General features: G+C 67.4%; 26 protein-coding genes. 5 read left to right on the top strand and 21 right to left on the bottom strand.

Annotated elements, in window-relative coordinates; all coding sequences use genetic code 11:
- Positions 1-33 precede the first annotated feature (33 nt).
- The 4 genes from ACYQ5L_RS02390 (at position 34) to ACYQ5L_RS02375 (ending at position 1,678) form a co-directional block, all read left to right on the top strand.
- A complete protein-coding gene (locus tag ACYQ5L_RS02390) occupies positions 34-339 on the top strand; it encodes a hypothetical protein (protein WP_459955184.1) in 306 nt (101 codons plus the stop codon).
- A 9-nt stretch (positions 340-348) separates the two neighbouring features.
- A complete protein-coding gene (locus ACYQ5L_RS02385) occupies positions 349-810 on the top strand; it encodes a hypothetical protein (protein WP_459955183.1) in 462 nt (153 codons plus the stop codon).
- 10 nt (positions 811-820) lie between these two features.
- Entirely contained in the window at positions 821-1,012 is a 192-nt protein-coding gene (locus tag ACYQ5L_RS02380; RefSeq protein ID WP_459955182.1) for a hypothetical protein, read from the top strand.
- Between the two features lie 144 nt (positions 1,013-1,156).
- Complete coding sequence (locus ACYQ5L_RS02375) at positions 1,157-1,678, top strand: hypothetical protein (RefSeq protein WP_459955181.1); 522 nt, start codon at positions 1,157-1,159, stop codon at positions 1,676-1,678.
- Positions 1,679-1,742: 64 nt separating this feature from the next.
- On the opposite strand, the gene ACYQ5L_RS02370 is transcribed toward ACYQ5L_RS02375, so the two are convergent.
- From ACYQ5L_RS02370 to ACYQ5L_RS02315, 12 genes are read right to left on the bottom strand one after another with little or no spacing between them, the layout of a single operon-like run.
- Positions 1,743-2,126 (bottom strand): hypothetical protein, encoded by a 384-nt coding sequence (locus tag ACYQ5L_RS02370; RefSeq protein ID WP_459955180.1) that lies wholly within the window; start codon positions 2,124-2,126, stop codon positions 1,743-1,745.
- A 47-nt stretch (positions 2,127-2,173) separates the two neighbouring features.
- A complete protein-coding gene (locus ACYQ5L_RS02365) occupies positions 2,174-3,514 on the bottom strand; it encodes a hypothetical protein (RefSeq protein ID WP_459955179.1) in 1,341 nt (446 codons plus the stop codon).
- A gap of 6 nt (positions 3,515-3,520) precedes the next feature.
- Entirely contained in the window at positions 3,521-3,805 is a 285-nt protein-coding gene (locus ACYQ5L_RS02360) for a hypothetical protein (protein WP_459955178.1), read from the bottom strand.
- A complete protein-coding gene (locus ACYQ5L_RS02355; protein ID WP_459955177.1) occupies positions 3,802-4,077 on the bottom strand; it encodes a hypothetical protein in 276 nt (91 codons plus the stop codon). Before ACYQ5L_RS02355 ends, ACYQ5L_RS02360 begins: the two co-directional genes overlap by 4 nt.
- Complete coding sequence (locus ACYQ5L_RS02350) at positions 4,077-4,874, bottom strand: peptidoglycan recognition protein family protein (RefSeq protein WP_459955176.1); 798 nt, start codon at positions 4,872-4,874, stop codon at positions 4,077-4,079. The genes ACYQ5L_RS02355 and ACYQ5L_RS02350 overlap by 1 nt, the downstream gene beginning before the upstream one ends.
- A 22-nt stretch (positions 4,875-4,896) precedes the next feature.
- Positions 4,897-5,529 carry a hypothetical protein gene (locus tag ACYQ5L_RS02345; RefSeq protein ID WP_459955175.1) on the bottom strand — a complete coding sequence of 211 codons (633 nt, stop codon included), beginning with the start codon at positions 5,527-5,529 and terminating at the stop codon, positions 4,897-4,899.
- Between the two features lie 11 nt (positions 5,530-5,540).
- Complete coding sequence (locus tag ACYQ5L_RS02340; protein ID WP_459955174.1) at positions 5,541-6,575, bottom strand: hypothetical protein; 1,035 nt, start codon at positions 6,573-6,575, stop codon at positions 5,541-5,543.
- A complete protein-coding gene (locus tag ACYQ5L_RS02335) occupies positions 6,572-7,648 on the bottom strand; it encodes a hypothetical protein (protein ID WP_459955173.1) in 1,077 nt (358 codons plus the stop codon). Before ACYQ5L_RS02335 ends, ACYQ5L_RS02340 begins: the two co-directional genes overlap by 4 nt.
- Before the next feature lie 2 nt (positions 7,649-7,650).
- Positions 7,651-8,694: a hypothetical protein gene (locus tag ACYQ5L_RS02330; RefSeq protein WP_459955172.1), complete on the bottom strand. Its 1,044-nt coding sequence runs from the start codon at positions 8,692-8,694 to the stop codon at positions 7,651-7,653.
- Between the two features lie 30 nt (positions 8,695-8,724).
- Complete coding sequence (locus ACYQ5L_RS02325; protein ID WP_459955171.1) at positions 8,725-10,302, bottom strand: Gp37-like protein; 1,578 nt, start codon at positions 10,300-10,302, stop codon at positions 8,725-8,727.
- Positions 10,303-10,337: 35 nt separating this feature from the next.
- Positions 10,338-11,237, bottom strand: a complete 900-nt coding sequence (locus tag ACYQ5L_RS02320; protein WP_459955170.1) for a phage tail protein — start codon at positions 11,235-11,237, stop codon at positions 10,338-10,340.
- A complete protein-coding gene (locus tag ACYQ5L_RS02315) occupies positions 11,234-13,222 on the bottom strand; it encodes an NlpC/P60 family protein (RefSeq protein ID WP_459955169.1) in 1,989 nt (662 codons plus the stop codon). The genes ACYQ5L_RS02320 and ACYQ5L_RS02315 overlap by 4 nt, the downstream gene beginning before the upstream one ends.
- Before the next feature lie 1,583 nt (positions 13,223-14,805).
- Here ACYQ5L_RS02315 and ACYQ5L_RS02310 point away from each other — a divergent pair.
- Complete coding sequence (locus ACYQ5L_RS02310) at positions 14,806-15,204, top strand: hypothetical protein (protein WP_459955168.1); 399 nt, start codon at positions 14,806-14,808, stop codon at positions 15,202-15,204.
- Here ACYQ5L_RS02310 and ACYQ5L_RS02305 read toward each other — a convergent pair.
- From ACYQ5L_RS02305 to ACYQ5L_RS02265, 9 genes are all read right to left on the bottom strand, one after another.
- Positions 15,201-15,542 (bottom strand): hypothetical protein, encoded by a 342-nt coding sequence (locus tag ACYQ5L_RS02305; protein WP_459955167.1) that lies wholly within the window; start codon positions 15,540-15,542, stop codon positions 15,201-15,203. The genes ACYQ5L_RS02310 and ACYQ5L_RS02305 overlap by 4 nt on opposite strands.
- Positions 15,543-15,628: 86 nt before the next feature.
- Positions 15,629-16,150, bottom strand: a complete 522-nt coding sequence (locus ACYQ5L_RS02300) for a hypothetical protein (protein WP_459955166.1) — start codon at positions 16,148-16,150, stop codon at positions 15,629-15,631.
- A 44-nt stretch (positions 16,151-16,194) separates the two neighbouring features.
- Positions 16,195-16,599 carry a hypothetical protein gene (locus ACYQ5L_RS02295; protein WP_459955165.1) on the bottom strand — a complete coding sequence of 135 codons (405 nt, stop codon included), beginning with the start codon at positions 16,597-16,599 and terminating at the stop codon, positions 16,195-16,197.
- Complete coding sequence (locus ACYQ5L_RS02290) at positions 16,596-16,844, bottom strand: hypothetical protein (RefSeq protein WP_459955164.1); 249 nt, start codon at positions 16,842-16,844, stop codon at positions 16,596-16,598. The genes ACYQ5L_RS02295 and ACYQ5L_RS02290 overlap by 4 nt, the downstream gene beginning before the upstream one ends.
- A 4-nt stretch (positions 16,845-16,848) precedes the next feature.
- Positions 16,849-17,163 carry a hypothetical protein gene (locus ACYQ5L_RS02285; RefSeq protein WP_459955163.1) on the bottom strand — a complete coding sequence of 105 codons (315 nt, stop codon included), beginning with the start codon at positions 17,161-17,163 and terminating at the stop codon, positions 16,849-16,851.
- The gene (locus ACYQ5L_RS02280; protein ID WP_459955162.1) at positions 17,160-17,561 is read right to left on the bottom strand and encodes a hypothetical protein; all 402 of its coding nucleotides are present in this window, start codon (positions 17,559-17,561) and stop codon (positions 17,160-17,162) included. Before ACYQ5L_RS02280 ends, ACYQ5L_RS02285 begins: the two co-directional genes overlap by 4 nt.
- Before the next feature lie 4 nt (positions 17,562-17,565).
- The gene (locus tag ACYQ5L_RS02275) at positions 17,566-17,979 is read right to left on the bottom strand and encodes a hypothetical protein (RefSeq protein WP_459955161.1); all 414 of its coding nucleotides are present in this window, start codon (positions 17,977-17,979) and stop codon (positions 17,566-17,568) included.
- A 2-nt stretch (positions 17,980-17,981) separates the two neighbouring features.
- Positions 17,982-18,773 carry a phage major capsid protein gene (locus tag ACYQ5L_RS02270; RefSeq protein WP_459955160.1) on the bottom strand — a complete coding sequence of 264 codons (792 nt, stop codon included), beginning with the start codon at positions 18,771-18,773 and terminating at the stop codon, positions 17,982-17,984.
- Between the two features lie 151 nt (positions 18,774-18,924).
- On the bottom strand, positions 18,925-19,290 hold the full coding sequence (locus ACYQ5L_RS02265) for a capsid cement protein (protein WP_459955159.1): 366 nt from the start codon (positions 19,288-19,290) through the stop codon (positions 18,925-18,927).
- Position 19,291 lies beyond the last annotated feature (1 nt).

Raw genomic sequence — 19,291 nt, 5'->3', positions numbered from 1 at the left:
GAGTCGTTCCCAACTTCACAAGGAAACTTCACAATGTTATCTCGCAGTACAGCAATGGTTTTCGTTCGCCCGTTCATCGCTCGTATCGGATGCGTCACGGTCGCCGCTCTGGCCTCACTGTGGTTCGTGACCGGGAGTGCCTCCGCGGTCAGCGCGGCGGATTGCGAATCCGATGGAAAGGGATGGGTGGATGTCCGGTTGGACCCGACCGACATCACCAAGGGCATATGCACCTGCAAGGGCGGCGGATTCTACGACGGCTTGCAGGTGTTCGGGCCGCACATCCATACCGTTGGAAACGCTATCTATCCGATTACCTGCGTCGGCCTGGAAGTCTAGGCTCACGTTATGGGAAGCAACCGCGACGAGTGCCGGGTAACGGTCGACGGGGTAGCCCCCGCGGTGGTCGCCGTGCTCCGGACCGCAGAACGCATTGCCGCCGACAACGAGCGGACCTGGATTTGCACCGCCGACATTCTGGCGGCGCTGATCGAGCACGAGGGCGAGCAGGCCCCGCGGTGGTGGCCCCGCGACGGTAAGCCGCGGTACAGCCTAAGCGACGGCGGCCAGATCATGCACCACGGGGCCGATGGAGAAGCCCGCCCGGCAGCACTGCCCATTCCTGGGTTGGATGCCGAACTCGGTGAGCCGATGCCCGTGTCGTACGACGAATTCCGGGACCGGGTACGCGCAGCAGTGCCCGGACCGACGCCGAAGAGTATCGGCTCGGAGTCTCCGGCTTCCGTCGCCTACGAGATCAGCGGGCCACACGCCGAGGAATTCATAGCCATGATCGAACGAGCCGGATGAGGTTCTACCGATGACAGAAACCCCTTTGCCTGATCTGGACGCAAGCACGTCCCGCGAACTGCGGGACAGGATTCAACCGCTCTACGAAGAGGTGGCCACCATGCTCGGTGCCGAGCACCCGGCGGCGGTCTCGCTGGGGCGGGCAGCCACCGAGCTCGCCGCCGCATCCGGCATCCGCCGGTACGGCGACTACCAGCCATAACAACGATTACGTGCGAGGCCCTCGATCTCGGTCGGGGGCCTCGTTCGTTCGATGGCACTGACAATTCGTGCACGTCTGCCGCGACCCATGGACGGGTGATCATGTGCGCGGTAGCGTCTCGGCCACCTACCCGGAGGGGAATTCATGAGAACCGCTGTTGCTCTTTCCATTACGGCCGTTGCCGCTGTTGTGGCCGCTGGCTGTAGTTCCAGTCAGGAAGCCACCACGGCCGAGCGAACGAGCCCAGCAAGCGCGACGTCGGCCGCCGCGCCTGCGCAGGATGCCGGGTGCTACCCGGCGCGGGCAATCGACGATCCGGAGCTTGCTGCCTTCGCGGCCGGCCTAGAGTTGCCGACCGGCGTACAGGTAATCACTGGGCGCGTCAGCAAGCAGAGCAACAAGCCCGACCAGGTCGGTGTTGCTCTCGATCTGTGCATTCCGGACAGCAACAGCGCTGATGCGCTGCGCCCGATCGCGACGTCGATCGCCGCTGCGCTGAAACCGACGAGCCTCGGGCAGCGAACATTCGCGCTGTACGTCGCCGACATGAGCGCTGACTATTCGACCGAGGCGAAACTCAAGGATCCCAACTACGATTTGCACCTCTGGAACGGTAAGCCGTCGACCGACGCCGAAAATGCTCACTGGGAGGTTGTCGGTAGCTGAGCCCAAGAATGACGAAGGCGCCCCGGCTGTGAGCCGGGGCGCTTCGGTGTGCGAGGTATGTCAATCAGGTGATCGATAGAGCGGGCGTGCTGGCGGTCACTGTTCCGCCGTTGGGGCCGTTGGCGATGGTTTGCACGCCGACCGAGGTGATTCCGGTCAGGTTGACCCCGGTCGCTGAGACGGTGCAGGTACCGGAACCGGCGGTAATCGGCTGCCCGGCTGCACCGATGGGGTTGTTGTTCTGGTCGACCAATTGGATTCTGTGCTCGGTGAAGGCGTTTGACCCTGAGAACTGCACCGTGGCGCTGATGGTGGCATTGGTCTTGGTGCCCTGCACGGCCAGTTTGTCGCCAACGAGCGCCGACCCCGGATAGGTGGGATCGACGACCCATCCGGGGATCGTCGTTGCGGTCTGCGTCCACGGTGCAGTGCTGGCGTTCTTGGTCATGCCGCTCGGGACGAAGGCGAGACCGCCGCCGGTGAACAACAGTGGCATTACCGCACCACCGCTTTGATATCGGCGGACAGGTGCGTGCCGGGTGTCGTTCCGACGCCGGTGATGTGCACCGAGAGCACGTCGCCCTCTTCGAGGTCCCAGGTGCCGGTGACGCTGCCGCCCCCGAGCTGGCTGGCCGCCGGGATGCTCGCCGAGGTCCCCGAGACCGGTGTCCCGTTCTGCCGGAGTTCCACGACGAGATTGCCGCTGGCGTCGGCGGTTTGGCAGCGGTAGGTGACCTTCGAGATGCGGATGCTGCGTTGCAGCTTGACCCCTTGCGGAACAACATTCCCTGCCCCCGTGGCGCGGACGCCGGTCTGAGCGACGAAGGCGAAATCGTAGATCTGCCCGGCGGTGGTGGGGGTGCGCGAGTCGGTGAGGCGGGGATCGTTGCCGCGGCACGCGGTGGTAGCCGTCGTGCCGAATGCAAACGAGCTGAAGTCCGGCGCATCCGCAGTACCGGCCAAAATCCCGTTGAGCCGCACCAGGCCCTTGGTGGTGGAGGTGGCATCCGGGGCGGTGCCGGTGTCGCCGCGCGGAATGGTCAGCGAGAGTGTCTGCGCAGGAGAGGTGCCGCCGATGGTGGCCGAGGCGCTGCTCCCTGCTGGGCCGGTGGTGACGGTGCCGATGCTGAGGACGTTCGGAGGTCCAGCCGGGCCGGTAGCGCCGGTAAGTCCCTGGGGCCCGCGGATGACGATACCCTGTCCGTTGGGCAGCCAGCCGCCCTGAGCGGCGTGGTAGACGTAGAGCAGTCCGTCGGCCTGCACGACGTATTGCACGCCATCGGCCGGGCTGGCGGGTAACGCTGCATAGGTGGCGACGACGCCGTCGATTTGGATCCCTTCACCGCGCGGCCCGACTACCACCGCGTTGCCGGGGCTCGATGGCACCGGCGCTACGAGTGTCAGATCGACCAGGCCCGTGGATCCGATGTCGGGGTGCTCGGGGTCCGGGCCCGGAATGTATTCGGGCACTGCGAAGCTGAATGGTTCGAGGGGCACCCGCTCGCCGTCGTAGGTCAGGGCGAACGACACTCGCCAGGTCCATGCGTTGGGGTTGGTCTCGGCGCCGGGCGCGACCAGGCGCACGCCGCGCTGTCCGCGCCAGGTGATGTATCCGAATTCGTCGAGCGGACACTCGTAGTGCTTCGGCAGCTGCACATACGTGGCGGGGTCGGGCTGGCCGCCGGCGACGAGGATCTTGGAGGCCTCGGCGGTGAAAGTGACGGTGCCGGCGAGGGGCACGAATTCCGGGCTGTCGTTGATGTCGGGGCCGTCGGCGATGTTGGCCAGATACCAGCCGACGACCTTTCCGAATTTCAGCGGGGGCAGATCAGCCATGACCGATCAGACCTCCTCTCGTAGGAGCTCGGGAACTTCGGGGGTGGGCGGTGCGTCGTGGCCGAGGCGGTGGGCGACGGTGAGCTCGACGATGTGGCCGAGTAGTTCGCGAATGAATCGGATGGCCATGCGGAACAGCGATTTCGAATGCGCGAGTTCCTCCTCGAGCCTGCCGACGCGGGCCTCGAGGTCGGCGACCTTCTTGGTTTGCTTGTTGGCCAGGTATCCGAGGATCGCGCCGAGGATGGCGACCACGCCCGCGGATGCGGCGCTGATGATCTCCGGTGTCATAGGTCGGCTCCTGCTCGCAGTTCGGCCGCCAGCCAGGGCACCCACAGCTGTAGGGCAGCGTTGACGGCCGGGACGGACATCAGGCGCGTGATTGCCGCCGAGATCGCGAGTGCGGCACCGATACCGGCGGCGGTGGTCGGTAGGCCGCTCGACGCGACGATCATCGGCAGCACGGCGGCCAGGCCGACGACGAGTTGAAAGATCGTTCGGGCCACGGCCCGCCACGGGTAGCGGACCTGGCTGGCGTCCTCGGGCGCGTTGTAGCGTCCCATCACTGCCCCCGAGGTGCGACACCGGCCGCGGTGAGTAGCGCGGCCAGGGCTTCGACCTGTGTCCGGTCGCCGAGCTCGGGCCACCGCTTCGGGTCGACGACGGGGCCGCGGATGGCTTCGGATCCGGGACCGAGCGCCTCGACGACGAGCTGTGCGGCATGCTGGTCGATCCAGGCCAGCACGTTGCCGACGGTCTCGCCGGGGCGGCCGTCGGGGCGCTGAATGCGGGTTTCGAGCAGTGCTTTCGCGATCTCGGCGGCACTGGGCATGTCGTCCTCCTGCGGTGGTGTGGCGGGGGCGCCGCCGTTGATTTCGATGGCCCGTGCGATCACGACGTCGTACGGGAAGTTTCGGCCGGGGTCCCAGTGGTCGGACTCGCGCCATGCCTCGCTGATGTCGATATGGCCGACGATGCCGCGCTCGCCGGCGCGAGCCTGCGCGGCGCTGATCTTGTGCAGCGGAATCCCGTACCGGCGAGACCATTCCGCGTACCGCATGGCCGTGCGCTCCAGCAATTTCGGTTCGCTGAGCCAACGGTTTCGATCCCAGGCGGCGCGGCCCATCGCGCACACGTGCAGTCCGCGCCGGTTTCCTTCGTTCATCGCGCCCCACGCCTGCCGGTCGTCCGGAACCATCCGGACTTCCTCGCCGTCGAAATCGACCATGGTCTGATACGAGCCGGACCGGTTGCGCTCGAGATAGCCGATTACCGAGGTGTTTCCGCCCTCGCTCTCGGTGGTGTGCTGCACGATGAGCTGCCGGGTGTTGTCGGCCGCGTTCCAGAGCTGTGCACCCATCTGTTCGCGGTACGGGACCAGGTCAGTCGCCAGTGGCGGCATTGTTAGCCTCCTCGATCTTGGCGCGTAGCCGCGTGACGATGCCCGCGTACGCTTCGGATTTTGTTGCCGCGCCGGTGAATTGGATTCCGCGCGGATGGATTGCCGTCCAGGTGCCGTCGTCGTTGCGGCCGACGGTGATTTCTGCGATGTCGTAGAACCGCTCGGGGTCGGGAGCGGGCCAGTTGCCGTGTTCGTCGGGAGTGATGTGCATTCCGTCGTCGTGCGCGGGCGGCGGCCCACCCGGGGTCGGGATCCAGCGGATTTGCTCGTGTTCGGGCAGCAGCCGCATGCCTCGCTGATACAGGTAGGCGGCGATGCGCACCGCGGATTTGAGCTCGAATGTCGCGGGCTCGGCGATCAGACGCCCGGACGCGTTGCGCCACTCGGGAAGATGGATGATCGTCAGTTCCTTCGCGATGGCGAGGACCTGCGGGTCCATCGGTGGGAGCTCGGGAAGTGCGGGCAGTTTCCCGTTCAGCAGGGCCTCGACGAAGGCCCGGAAGTGTGGCGAGGCCGTCACGTCCGGTTGTGGTGGTGGCGCGGTGGCCTGCTGCTCGTGGCCGGCGGCGGTGGTGATCTGTTCGACGATCTCGGGTGCGGGTTGGTCGGTCACGGTGTCTCGTTTCAGGTGATCGGCTGCGCCATGATGAGCAGCTGCGCGGCGGCGGTTTGGATGCTGTAGGGGCCGGATCCGCTGACACGCTTGGCAACGACGTAGATCGCGGCCGTGGTCTGCGCCGGGACGATGCCGAGGGTGCTGCCGGGCGAGATGGGATATTCCCAGCGCGGATACAGCTGGGTCATGGCGTTGTTCTGGAGGGCGGTCGACGCGCCGTAGCCGATCATCGGCCCGTCGATCGCGCCGAGCCGGATCTCGACGTTGACGCGGCCGCCGTCGGCCTGGACGTGGTTCTGGATGCCGATGTTTCCCGCGAGCACGATCGGCCGCCACGGGTAGGGCTGGGCCGGAATGTTCATCGTGGCAAGGGTTCTCGGGCTCGCGCTGAGGTTGGAGCCGCCGCCGGTGAACTGCGACCCTGCGATGGCCCAGGGGCCGCCGAGGCGCGGGGCCGGCCGCGGCTTCCACGAGTTCGTGCTCGCGTCCCACGCGAGTACGGAATCGGTTCGCGCGCCGGACAGGTCGTCGACGTCCTCGGCCGCGGAGATCGGGCCGGGCTGTCCGGGGTCGCCGACCGGGCCGGTCACACCGCGCGGAAAGGTGATCTCGAGGGCCTGATTCGGGGCGGTGCCGGTGAGCGCGGCGGCCGCGGCCGAGCCGGTCGGGCCCGCGACGGCAGACCCGACCAGGGTGGTCGGCGCGGCCTGGTGTCCGGGCGCTTGGAACGCGTCGGCGAAGCGGATGAATTCCCTTCCGGTCCAGTAGTAGACGGCGTTCTCGGCGACCACACGCCAGGCTTTGCGGGCGTCGGCGGTGCCGAGTCCGAGGGCTTGCAGCGCGGTGAACGTGGCGATGTCGCCGTGCCAGGTCCATGGCCACGCCGGAGCGCCTTGCGGGCCTTCCGGTCCGATCGGGCCTTGCCGGATCTCGACGAGCGCGACTCGGTCGACGAGCTCGACGGGATTGACCGTGTGTGGCAGGCCTGCTGGGTCGTCGACCGTACGCATGGTGACCGAGATATCGGCGTCGTAGACACTCACGCTGGGGCTCCTGTCACGGGAACGGCCCAGACCGCGAGGTGCGCGAACTGGCGGGTGTAGTCGAACGGCGGCGCCCCGCTGGTGCCGTTGATTTGCAGCAGGATCGTGGCCGCGACCCCGGCGGCGATGACACCGGCCGCGCTGGCGGGCGTGACCGCGTTGGTGCGCAGCTGCGGGACGAGGGTGCAATGCCGGTAGAAGTTCCAGCCGAGGCCGTCGCCGTAGCCGACGACCGTTCCGGGGCCGGAGATCACAGCGTGCAGCACCATGCGTTCGGCGGGCCGGTTGCCGGTGCACCGCACCATCGCTCCCCCGGTCACGTGCGGCCGCCAGGCGACGTCTTGGGCCGGAATCGGCAGCGCCGCAATCTGATACGGGATGGTGCTCACATTGGCGGCGTCGGCGGCGAATCCTGCACCCCCGTCCCACCGCTGATCTTCGGTGACCGTCCATGGGCCACGCCACGACGGATCGATCGTCGGCGTCCATTTCCCGGTTGCCGCGCTCCACAGCGGCACCATGCCGCTCACGCGGGCGACGGTGCCGTCGAAATCACTGGCGCCGGTGATCGGTCCGGGCGGCCCGTCCGGTCCCTTGCGGCCGGTGACGCCGCGCGGGACAGACAGATTGAGGACCTGGTTCGGTGGGCTGCCGGTGATCGTGGCGCCGAGATCGGAGCCGACAGCGCCGGTCGTCACGGTCCCGAGCGTGAGCTGGTTGGCCTGCCCGGTCGGGCCGTGCGCGCCGAACGCGTCGGGGTAGGTTTCCAGCAATGTCCCGGTCCACACCGCCAGCGCGTTGGTTTCCTCGACACGCCAGGCTTTTCCGGCATGGGCGGGACCGAGCCGGGCAACGAGGGCGTTGAGCGCGGCCTGATCGGCGATATCGCCCTCCCATCGGAAGGCGGCGGCCGCCGGGCCTTGCGCGCCGGCGGGACCGGTGGGGCCGGTCGGAAGCTCGAGGGAACTGTCGGCGGGGGTGGCCTGAAAGCTTTGGACGACGCCGGGGGCGCCGATACCTTCGTCGATGCCGCGGACCCGTACGCCCTGGAAGTATTCGCCGATGGTCGGCACGATCAGCCTCCTACCGGTAGCGCCCAGAGAACCAAGCTCGCGTTGGTGCGGTCCCAGACGATGTTTGTGTCCGCGCCGCCGATCTTTTCGACGAGCACGATCAGCGATGCCTGCACACCAGCGGGGATCGTGGCGTACTCGCTGGCCGGCGATAGCGGTTTCGGCCCTTCGTCGCCGAACGTGGGGAATCCGGTGACGTGGTACAGCTGCTCGGATGCCCGAATGCCTGCGGCTTCAGCGACTTTGACACCGGTCACGGTGTTCAGTCGCGCGGTGAGCAGGGGCGTGGTGGTCGTGGCGGAGACGGCTCGGATACCGCCGGACATCCACACCATCGGCCGCCACCGAAACGGGAGAATCGGCAGGGTGAAGGTGCCCGCGACGACCGGCGCGGTCGCGCTGGTGACGGTCGCGGCGAAATCGTCCTGATACCAAGCCCACCACCCGAAACCGCCGGGCGGCGGCCCGACCCGCCACCGCTTACCGGCGGGGTTGTAGACGAACATGGCGCGCTGGCTGGCGGCGACAGTGTCGTCGAAATCGGTGGCGTCGCTGATGGATCCGCTACTTCCGGTCGGTCCGGGCGGCCCTTGGAGTCCGGCGGGGGCGGTGGCAGCGATTTCGAGGGCCGCGCCGGTGGCGGTGACCTTGACCGTCGGGATGGTGAAGCCTTCGCCGTGCGTGGTCGCCGTCGCCACAGTCGTTGCGGGCGCGGTCAGCCCTTGTGCGCCGACCGCGCCGGGTGAATGCTTCCAGTCGGCACCGGTCCACACGTCCATGCCGCCTGTGTCGAGGCGATGCCACCATTTGCCGCGGTCCTCCGGGCCGAGACCGGTCGGCCGCGCAGCCTGATCGGCGATCTCGCCGACCTTCCGGAATGTGGTGCGCGGCACTCCCACCACGCCTGGCGGCCCGGCGGGTCCCGCGGGTAGGTCCCGCCCGGCGGCCGCGGCCGCGGGGGTGATGACCGCCGACAGGATCGGCATTCCGTCGAGGTCTGGTGCGGAATCGACTGTGATCCGCGCCGGAAACGTCACGTCGGACACGCGAAATACACCTCCTATCCAGGGTTTTCGTCAGAAAATGACAAGATCGAGGTCCGCGCCGACGTCGGTCGCGAGCGTTTTCACGATCTGCGCCATGGCGCCGAGACGTGTCCACGCCTTGACGACCGAATCCTCTTCGTCCGCGCCATCGCCGATCGTGAGCTCCCAGCGCGCCGCGGTGCCGCGGCCGTCGGTGAAAGTCGCCTCGGTGACGTGGTCGACAAAAATCTGATCGCCCACCTCGAAACCCGCACCCTGCCCGACCCACAAATCGCCCCGCGGGCCCAGGGTGTAGGGCGAGCCGTCGCCGACGGTGACCTTGTTGGAGGTATAGCCGCGCGTCAGGTACAGACCATTGCGGCCCGCCACCACACCATCCAACGTGAAGGCTTTGTCCGAGCCGGTGACATACAGCTCCCGGAATGCGAAAGGCCCTGCGCGCTTTGCCCTGTCGACGTCGCGATACACCATGAAAGCGAGAAACACGTCGTCGAGCTGACCTTGATACAAGCTGTCCAGACCGGGCACGCCGATCAACAGCCCGAGCCAGGAGAGCAGATTCTTGATCGCGATCTCGATACCCGCGTTTACCCAGCCGGGCGAGCGGCCGCCGACGATGACATCGATCGAGGTCGGTTTGTGCAGCGCGGTTTCACTCGGCCCTAGACCGGAGTATTCACCCTCGCGATACCACACCCACGGCAGGCCTCGGACGGTGCCGAGTGGGCCGGAATTGCTGTAGACGGACTCGTATTCGCTCTGGGCGTCGAGTACCGGGTATCGGACCGGTGTGACGCCGTCGGGTAGGAAGTCCTCGAAGAACAACAACAGGCCGTCGAGCAGCGTGCCCGTGGGGCCGGTGATGTTCGACAGGTTCTCGGTTTCCAGCACGACCGTCGGCCGGTCGAGAGTGTAGTAATCCGGTGCGGGCTGCTCGTCCTCACCGGGGATGAAGAACCGTGCGGTGATGACACAGCCCGCGGTATCGAGGGCGGGCACGACGACCGCGTCCGCCATATCGAATCGTGCGATGCCGAACGCAAGCTTGCTGTCGTCGGTCCACAGGTCGACCGGAACAACGGTGATCGGCCACATCGCGCCCGACGGATCCAACGACCCGTATTGGCTTTGCAGCCGGATCAGGTTGGGGACGATGTAGGACAGGGCGAAAGTCCGGGCCGGGGCGATCACGTAGTGATGGCGCGGCCATTGGGCGATGATCGGCGCGAACGGCGAGGCCCAACAGCAGATCGCGGCAATGTGGTTCCAGGCGTGAATGGCCTCGATATCAACGGTTTTCAGGCCGTTCTCGTCGCGGATGATCGAGGCTTTCGTGACGTAGCCGTCCCACCGGAACGCGCGCGTGTTCACCGTGATCGGGATCGTCGCGTCTTCGCCGTTCTTGTTGGCGAAAAAGTGGTCGTAGTAGAGGAAATCCTCGAACGGCACAACCAGTTTCAGGCCACCGGCAGCGTTGCGGGGGTAGCTGAACTGCAAGTGGCTGTAGTTGTGCTCCTCACCCACCTCGACCATGTCGCCGTCCCAGTAGCGGATGACGACGGTCTGATCGGCGCGGTACTCCTGATCAGCGCGTTCGAGGGCGTCCATTTGCCGCGCGGCCGCGGCCGAATCCCATTCGGTCATTACCAGGGCCTCGACGCTCGGGGCGTGACGTCGACGCGCACACCGGCCGCGGTGGTCGCACCATCGGAGCAGCGGACAACGAGATCGGTGGCACTCCACGGCGGTAGCGACGCGAGCCAGCGACGACCGCCCAGCGCGCCCCACACGTTGCGGCCAGCCGGATTGGCCTCGCTGGTGACTCGGGCGGTGCGGTGCCGGGGGTGAGTGTCGATGCGCAGCGTCTCGCCCGCAAGGATTTTCGGGGTCTCGACGATGCGCAACGACTGCCCGGTCGGGTCCTCGATGGAATACCGGCCCGGACCGGGCATGGTGTAGCGCGGCCAGGCGGGCTGGTCGGCGGCGTTGCGCGCCCGCACAACGCCCTCGTTCAGACCGTCGGTGTTGAGCCACACGTCCCATTCGTCGAGATGGGCGGCGAGCGGGTCGAGCGCGACCAGGCCCATGGTGTAGGCCTCGTGAAGGTTCAGCACCGGATCCGAGCCGGTCGTCGGTTCAGGGGCCGAGTCCAGGCGTACGCGCTGGAACCGCCAGCCCTGGTGACGGGTGAAGAATCCGAGTGTGCCCGGGGTATCGGTCGACCAGTCCCGCCACCATGCGTCATTGACCGCGTGGAAATGGCGCGCCGAGGCGAACGGGCTCGGCAAGCGATCGCCGCCGACGTGAACGACCCAGTCGATCTCCTTCTTGCTGCGCACCGACCGCAGGAAAGTGGCGCCGTCCTGGCGTGCGCCCTCGGACACCAGCAGCGAGACAGGCGCGAACATGTAGCCCTTCGGGTCGCCGCCCAACGTCACACCGCGGGCACCGGCGTTCACACCGGCCAACGGCCAGGCAGTGTGGCTGCGGCACCCCCAGTAGACGATCTTCGTGTCCTCGACCGCGAGCAGTGGGTGTGTCATCGGCCCATACCCCCGAACCGCTGCCGCGCCATCGTCTTCCGGCGCAGCACACGCTCCACACTGGCCCCCGCGGTCATCGGGTCGGCGTTGGTGACGTTGATGTTGATCGTGTCGCCGCCACCGCTCGCCGCGCCCATACCGAGCACGGCCAGACCGGTCCCGAGCATCTCTTTCCACGAATCCTGAGCCCAGGACGTGAAATCGTCCTGAGTCTTGGACCACTGTTTCTGCGCCTGGCCCTGCAAGTTGGTCAGGGCTTCCTGTGGGCCGGACACGTTCCACCACCACGGCGCGTCACCGTTGAACAACTCGCCGCTACCGGTCGCGCCCTGCAAAGGGTGCTGGCGGGCCTGGTACTCCGTGCCGCCCGTGGTGTCTTCGGTGGCGGCGGGCTGGTTGTAGACGTCGCCCACGCCGGTACCGCCGACATTCGTGTTCTGCGTGCCGGTGCCGAAACCTGACGGCCAGTTGTCCACCCACACCGGGACGGCCTCACCGGCCGGACGAGTCGCCGCACCACTGCCGCCGCCGCTCGCACCGCCACCGCCGCCACCACCGGTGCCACCGCCGCCGAGGCCGCCACCACCGGTGCCACCGCCGCCGGTGCCTGCTCCGCCGCCGAACGTGCCACCGGCGTCGCCGAGGACCGGAAAGTGCCATTGCAGAGGGAAATCGGCCGCGCCCATCGCGCCGGTACCGACTTCGACGCCGTCAGCGCCGCTTTCGATGTTGAGATCGCCGAGGGTGCCGGCCATGTGTGACAGCGTGCCGCCACCACCGCGCCGGACGCCGATACTGAAATCGGTTGCCCCGCCCAGACCGGATTTGAACCCGAGCGCCGCGAAGTCGGACTCAGTGCTGAAATACCGTGTGTACGGGTCTTTTCCGGTGATGCTCGCGTATATGCCGCTCATGAACCCCGAGCAGTCCCAGGCGTCGGGTCCGACGCCCCCATACTGGTAGGGCTTGCCGTTCTGGCTGCGGGCCCAGTTCTGGACATCGACCAGTCCGCCGCCCGCCAGGCCGGGCAGCATGGCGCGCAGCAGCTCGACAGGTGGCATCCACCCCGCGTTGAGCGCGGCCACGAGCTCGGCGCCGCCGTTGTCCATTGCCGACTTGCGCACCACCCCCTCACCGGCGGATACGAAAGCCGTTGGCACGCCATTGGATCCGATAGCGAGAATCGAGTCCGAGGTGCCGGTGCCCGGTCCGAAGATGCGGCCCGACCCGTCGACGCCCGCGAGGCCGCCGCCCGCAAGTTCGGGGATCTTCGGCAGCCCGAGTGTGAATCCGTCGTAGCCGACCGGGCCGACCTTGAAACCGGGGATCTTGAATTCGAGGGAGTTCCAGCCGCGGATGATCAGGTTGATCACGGATTTGAACGCGTTCCAGATGCCATCCCACATGCCCGACGCTGCCGACGAGATCTTGCCCGGCAGCTCGACGACGAAGGTGATCAGTTCGGTGAACTTGGATACGACCCACGTCTTGATCTCGTCGGCCTTGTCGCCGACGGCTTGAAAGCCGCCGACGATTCCGGTTATCGCGGGCTGGACGAAGTTCGTCCAGAGTCCCGACACGAGCGAGCCGATACCGGACATGGCTGGTTCAATCCCGTTGCGCCACAACCATACTGCGATCTCACCGGCCTGCTTGAAGATGTCGATCCAGAACGTGAAGTAGGGCTTGAGGATGTTGTCCCAGAGGAACAGAACGGCGACCTTGATACCTTCCATCGCAGCTTGCACGATGTTTCGGAATGTCTCGGATTTCTGGTAGGCCAGCACGAATCCGGCGACCAGCGCCGCGATTGCGACGACCACGATGCCGATCGGGTTTGCCGTCATCGCCGCATTGAGCAGCCACTGCACCGCGGTCCATGCTGTGGTGGCAGCGCGGATTACGCCGGTCGCGATGGTGTACGCGCCGAGGGCGAGTGAGTTCGCGGCGATGCTCGCAGTGCCAGCGCCGGTCGCGGCGGCCATGATGCCTTGCGCGACCGCGTATCCCATGGCGGCGGCCTTCGCCGCGATGAGCGCCGCGCCGAGGGTTCCGCGCGATACCGAGACCGACCGCGACGCCGCGGTTCTGTTCGATCCACCCGGCCGCGCCGGTGAGCGCGTTGACGAGTTCGTCCTGAATGGTGCGTGTGACGCGCTTGAGCGCGTTGTCGGTGTTGTCGTTGAGTGTCTGCCCGGTCAGGTCGGCGGTCCCCTCGAAACCGACCATCGACTCGCCAGCGTGTGACATCGCCTCGAGGAAGGCGGGTAGCTCGGTCTTGTTGAGGTCCTCCATCGGCGTGCCGATGAGGGCGATTGCGGCGGCGGCCTGCTCGCCGGGGTCCTTGATCGACAGCAGTCCTTGGATCATTTCGGCGAATGCGGTTTTCGCGCTCTCCCCGCCCGCGAGCAGCCGGTTCTGAATGTTGGCGCCTTCGAGGCCGATCGCCTTGAGCGCGTCGACCGCGCCCGTATCGCCGATGTCGGTCGCGCGGATGCCGGTTTCCTTCAGGGCGTCGCCGACCTTGTCCATGGCGACCTTGCCCTGATCGGACGCGCTCACCAGCAGCCCGAAAGCTTCCTGTCCGTTGAACCCGAGCGAGGCGAAGAATGTGCCGTATTCGTTGATCAGCTCCGGGATTTCGTCGCGCATCGCCACCGTGGTGCGTTGCATCGCCGTCGTCAGGAGATCGAACGCTTCGGTCGAGTCTTGGGCGAGCCCGCGGGCGATGAGCTGGCTTGTGGTCTGGACGACTTCTGGTACTTCCTGGCCGAAAATGGCGCTGAAGTTCAGAGCCCGCTCGGTGACCTTGTCGATACTGGCCTCGCCCTCGGTGCCGAGGGTGGTGAAGGCGCTTTGCACCGCGCCGACTGCCTGCGTCACATCGGCGAAGGATTCGCCGAGGCCCTGCTTGTACAGTTCGCCTGCGATGCGCCCGTATTCGGCGGCCAGATCGGGGGTTGCACCGAGCTGGGCGGCGAGCAGGTCGACCGACGATTCGCGCGATATCGCCTCGGCGACGGTGGCCATGGCGGTGCCGGCACCGAGCGTCGCGGCGGCGAAGGTGGCCATCTGCTTACCGGCCGGGCCGAGCCGATCGCCGATCGCCGACAGTGCCCGGGAGAAACGTCCCTCGGATTCGGCCGCGTCGTCGGTGGTGTTGGCCAGGTCCGCGCGGGCCCGAGCGAGGTTGTCGACCGCGGTCCGTGTTGCTTGTGCGGTGCGGGCGGCGTTGCGTTGCGCGGTGGCCAGCGCCTCCTCCGCGCGGGCGAGCTGGCTCGCGCTGGCGTTGCCTTTGCGGCGCAGCTCCTCGAGCTTCGCCTCGGCCACTCGGACCTTGCCGACGGCGTCGGCCTCTTTGTCGCGGGCGGCGGCGAGCTGCGCGGACGCGCGTTCGACGGCGGCGCGTGCCTGCTCGAGCCCCGTCGCTACCGCTTGGCCGGCGGCCTGCCCGGCGCTGCGTCCAGCAGCGACGAGTGGCCCGGTCAGCTGCTGGTCCAGCCCGCTGCCGATGCCTTGCAGTGACGGGATGATCTGAAGGGCGGCGTATCCGATGATCGGCTCAGCCATGGTGTTCGCCTCCCTCCTGTGTGCGTTGTGCTTCGCGCTCGCGTTTTGCCTTGATCCGGCGTTGGCGCAGCGCGGCGCGGCGCGGGTTCTCGCGCTCGGCGGGCGTACTGCGTGGCTGGGGGCGGGCCGGGTGCTGGCGGCCGGCAAGGATGCTGGCGATGTCGGACAGCAGATAGTCGGCGTCGGTCCAGCGGGGGCGGCCGTCGTTCTGGAGCATCACCAGGGCGGCAGTCGGCGGCAGTTGTGTAATGCGCACCCAGATTTCGCGCAGCGTCAGCAGCGGGACGCCCCGCTCGTCGCGCCGCCAGCGATCGGTGTAGCGGAGATGATGGTGCTGCGACAGGTCCGCTTCGAGGGCGTCCTCGTGGTCGCGGATGATTCGCAGCAGCTCAACTAGTTTCCCGCTGTACCGAATCCCATTTCCTCGCCGAGCATTTCGGCGAACTCGGCGAAATCGCGCTGGCGCGGGAATCGTGCGTTGAAGATCGCCCACTGCTTCGGGCCGAGCACATGCTCGATGGCGTCGATGTGGAGATTGTGGGCCGCGGCCTGAACCGCCCTGGTAGGCCAATCGTCCATCGTGGCGGGCACTTCGAACTCGACGCCGCGATACTCGAGGACGACCGTCTCGATTCCTTCTGCTTCGCGCTGCGCGGCGGTCTTCTTCGGCTCCTTGAAGTCCTGCGGGGCAGGCGCACCGGCAGGACGCGGACGGCGGCGACGGTTGTTGCTCATGCGGGTTCCTTCTTCCGATCGTGCGGGTTGCATGGAAGGTGCTGGCGGCGCGGCGGAACCCGCACGGAAGTACCGGCCGCCAGCGATTAGGCAGCGGCCTGGCGGTCGAAGACGTTGCCGCTCGAGTCAGCGAAGAGGTTGGCGCTGACTTCCCACTTGGTGATGTCGCTTTCCTTGCGAGCGTCGGCGGGCACCCACAACCGCGCCCGGCGGATCGAGAACAGGCGCTCTTTCACACCGAGATCGGAATCGGTCTCGAAGGCGATCCAGCGATAGACCGGCTTGGCCTGCGCCACCTTGGTCGCGGTGCTGCCCGGATTGACGATGCCCTGGGTAGTCGGGTTGTCCTCGAGCAGACTGAATTTGCGCAGCAGCTCGAAGTCCTTGGCCGACACCTTGATCAGGCCGAGGTTCCAGCCGTAGAACTTGTTTTCCGCGAGGCTGCGCTCGTCGGTGATGCCGTCGTCACCGTTGAGGATTCCGACCTCTTCCCACGCGGCGGCGAACGGATCGTTGATCGTCGCGGGCAGCGCGGGCCGGGCGAGTTCGGCGGACACGTAGATGTGGGCGTCGACGTACAGCTTGGCATTATCGGGGTTACGGGCCATGACAAAGACCTCCTGATGAGGGAAGGGAGTGGATCCAGCCCGGATCAGGCTGGGAGCGTGCGGGCCTGGGCCCGGACGGTGAACGAGGCGAGGATCCCGCTGTTGGTGGAGTCGCGCGCCTCGAGCAGAGCCGAGGGCTCGGAGATAGTGGCGACACCCGGGATGCGGTGCGCCATGACCACACTCAGTGCCGCGCCCGCGATGGCGAGAGATCGGTCGCGGCCGTTGGCCCACACCGTGATCCGGATCAGCGGCCGAGTCGTCACCGGCCACCGGGTTGGGCCGGAGTCGTCGAACACGACTACCGCCGGCGCCGTCTGCGTCGTCCAGTTCGCGGGCAGCACCATGCCGAATGTCGGTGCGGGCGCAGCAACGAGCGGCGGAACGGTCGCGGCGAGATAGTTCTTGATCGCTTTGGCCGGATCTGCCGGTAACCGTGCAGGTTTCACGGCTTGGCTCGCACCTCTATGCCATTGGCGGCGGCGGCCCGGGTGAGGGTGCCGTCGATGGCCTGCTGCTCGGCGGGCACCAGGACCGCGGCGGCGTTGCGGTCGCTGGTGTAGGGCTCGACGAGGACGTCGGGTCCGGCGTCGGCGGCGATCTTGTGCGCGGCGTCGTTGACCATGTCCGCGAACTGCGTCGTTAGCAGCTTCGCGATATTCGCGTGATTGAGCCGAACTCGACTGCCCGCCATGCGATCACCCCTCTCCGCTGCTGCACAGGGCGAGTGTTCCGGTGCGATGCGGTCGGCCCGGTCTGCGTGGCTTCCACTGCTGCACTTCGATCTGATAGCGGCGGCCGTCGACGGTGAGTTCGTCGGTGCTGATGAGGTCGACGGCGGGCCGGAAGTACACCGAGCATTCGACGCGCTGACCGTTGCGGCCACGGTCGAGGTAGTCGGGATTGGCACCGGGCGCCACCGCCTCGGCGACGAGTGGGGTGTCGGTCCATGGGATCGGGTTGCCGTCGGGGTCGTATCCGCCGCCGCGGTGGCGGATCACGGTGACGCTCACGGGAGCACCGCCCCCGCTGGCGGGTATCGGTACCCTGCCGGGTCGCCGAATCCGGCGGCCGGTTGCGGCGCCGACGAAATGCCGAGCATCCTCTCGTGCACCGCGAGGAATTGCAGTGTGCCCGCGGGGGTGGCGAGCGTGCCTGACCGCGCCCACGGTCCCATGGTGTCGGAATAGGCGATATGGCCAGTGAATTCGGCGGGCGGTGCCATGGCGGCCCGGACCACCTCGACGACGACGTTCTTGCCGATCGCGTCGTTGTCGAGGATGTCGGGTCGCCGTAGCGGGTGGCGAATCCACGCCTCGGCCGCGGCGATGAGCACCTCGGCTCGGGCCCGCTCCTCGGTGTCGAGCGGGAGCCAGCCGAGCGCTATATCGTCCGCGGTGGCGAGTGGCATTGCTCTACGCCTCGGCGAACTTCGCGATGAGTTCGGCCCGCGTCAGCGCGGCGGCGTCCTCAGGTGACATGCCACGGGCGACGGCGTACGCCTCCCACTCGGCCGCCGGTGCGGTCTTCTTCGGACGCTCCGCAACAGTGGCAGCGGGCGGCGCGCTGGCGGCCTGGCCCTCGTTGTCGCCGCCCGCCTGGCCGCCGTCGCCGGACGCCCCGGGCTGCCCTTGGCTGTCGCCTGTGTCCTCGTCACCGGGGTTGAATACGACGAAGGGGACACGCTCGACCATGCCGTCGTCGATCAGACGAGCGGCGGCCTCGGCGTCGATATCGTCGACGCCGAGCACGGCACCGCGGTATCGGTAGCGCAGCAGGCCGGCCGCGTCCGGGGCGACGACGAGCGGCGCGGTTACACGAACGGTCATGGTCAGACTCCCGTGATCTTCCATGCCGCCCGGGGCTCGACGACGATCGGGACCGTGACGCGACGCGACCTCAATCGATACAAGTCCTTGAGGTCGTCGCGGATGGTCTTGACTTCGACACCGGGGATACCGCCACCGGCCGAGACGTAGCCCGGGCCGCCGAGCTTCTCGTCGGCCATGCCGCCGAGCTGCGTCGAGTCCACGACGAACGCGGTACCGGCGACGGGCAGGTTCGGGGTAGGCAGGAAACGCAACCCGGCGATTTCGGGGAAGTTGCCCGTGTAGATCGGGGCGAGCCCGTCCTCGCGCTTGAGCAGATTCGCGATGTTCGGATCGGACATCGCGTTGGCCCAGGTGATGTCGTCGACAACGATCGTGTCGGGTTCGAACCCTTCGTTGAGGGCGCGAATGTTCGCGACCGCCTTGAGCACGTCACGCAAGATGGTCGGCGAGGCGGCCGACCACGCCGCGGCGGCGGCCGAGGTCTGGGTCACCTGCGACGCGATCGCGGCGAGCGCGACCGAGTCGACGGTCTTGACCATCTGGTTCACCTGCTTGATCAACGCGCGGTTGACCGGGTCCATCTTGCGGCGCGCAATGGACACGTCGGTGATCTCGGAATCGCGGCCCCAGTTGACCGCTTTCGCGAGCTGCGCGGTTCCCTCGCTGATCGAGGTCAGCGGGTATTCAGCGCCAGGCGCGACGGGCTCGGGTGCCCGGTCGCTGTAGAGGCTCTCGTTCTGCTCGTAGGCAATCGAGCCGCCGACCGCGTCGAACCGGCCGGACAGCAGCACATCGGCGATGAACCGCTGTTCGGCGAGGGTGCGCAGACGGCGCGCGATCAACGTCGGATCCTTGAGGAACCGCGAAATGGTGATGTTGTCGCCCGAGATCGAGGGTGCCGCGGGCGGGTAGGTGTACGGCATCGTGTTGTCCTTCCAGGAATCAGCGGGCGAGCTTGACGCGAACCTTGCCGCCGGACGCTGCCGCGAGGGCTACGCCGACGATCTGCGAGTAGTCGGTGCCGGCGGCGATATCCGCCACGGCACCGGCCGCCGCGGTGATCACGCGGGCACCGGCGGCGATGGCGCCGGACGCGGCGAGCTCATGTACACCGCCCGAGAGCACGGTCACGAGGTCGCCGTTCGCGGCGTCGAACGCAGCGACGCCGAGCCATGCCGCCGAGGCGGCCGAGCTGGGGGCGACAGTGTCGTTGCCCGACACGATGAGCACCTGCCCGGCGGTCACGGCCGCCGAGGTGGTGCGGCTGAATGCTTCGCCGGGCTTGTGAATCGGGGCGTACTCGGGCATT

Source organism: Nocardia sp. IFM 10818 (genome assembly GCF_054655275.1).
Note: the sequence above shows the minus strand (reverse complement) of the source record. Positions and strands in the feature narration are given on the sequence as shown.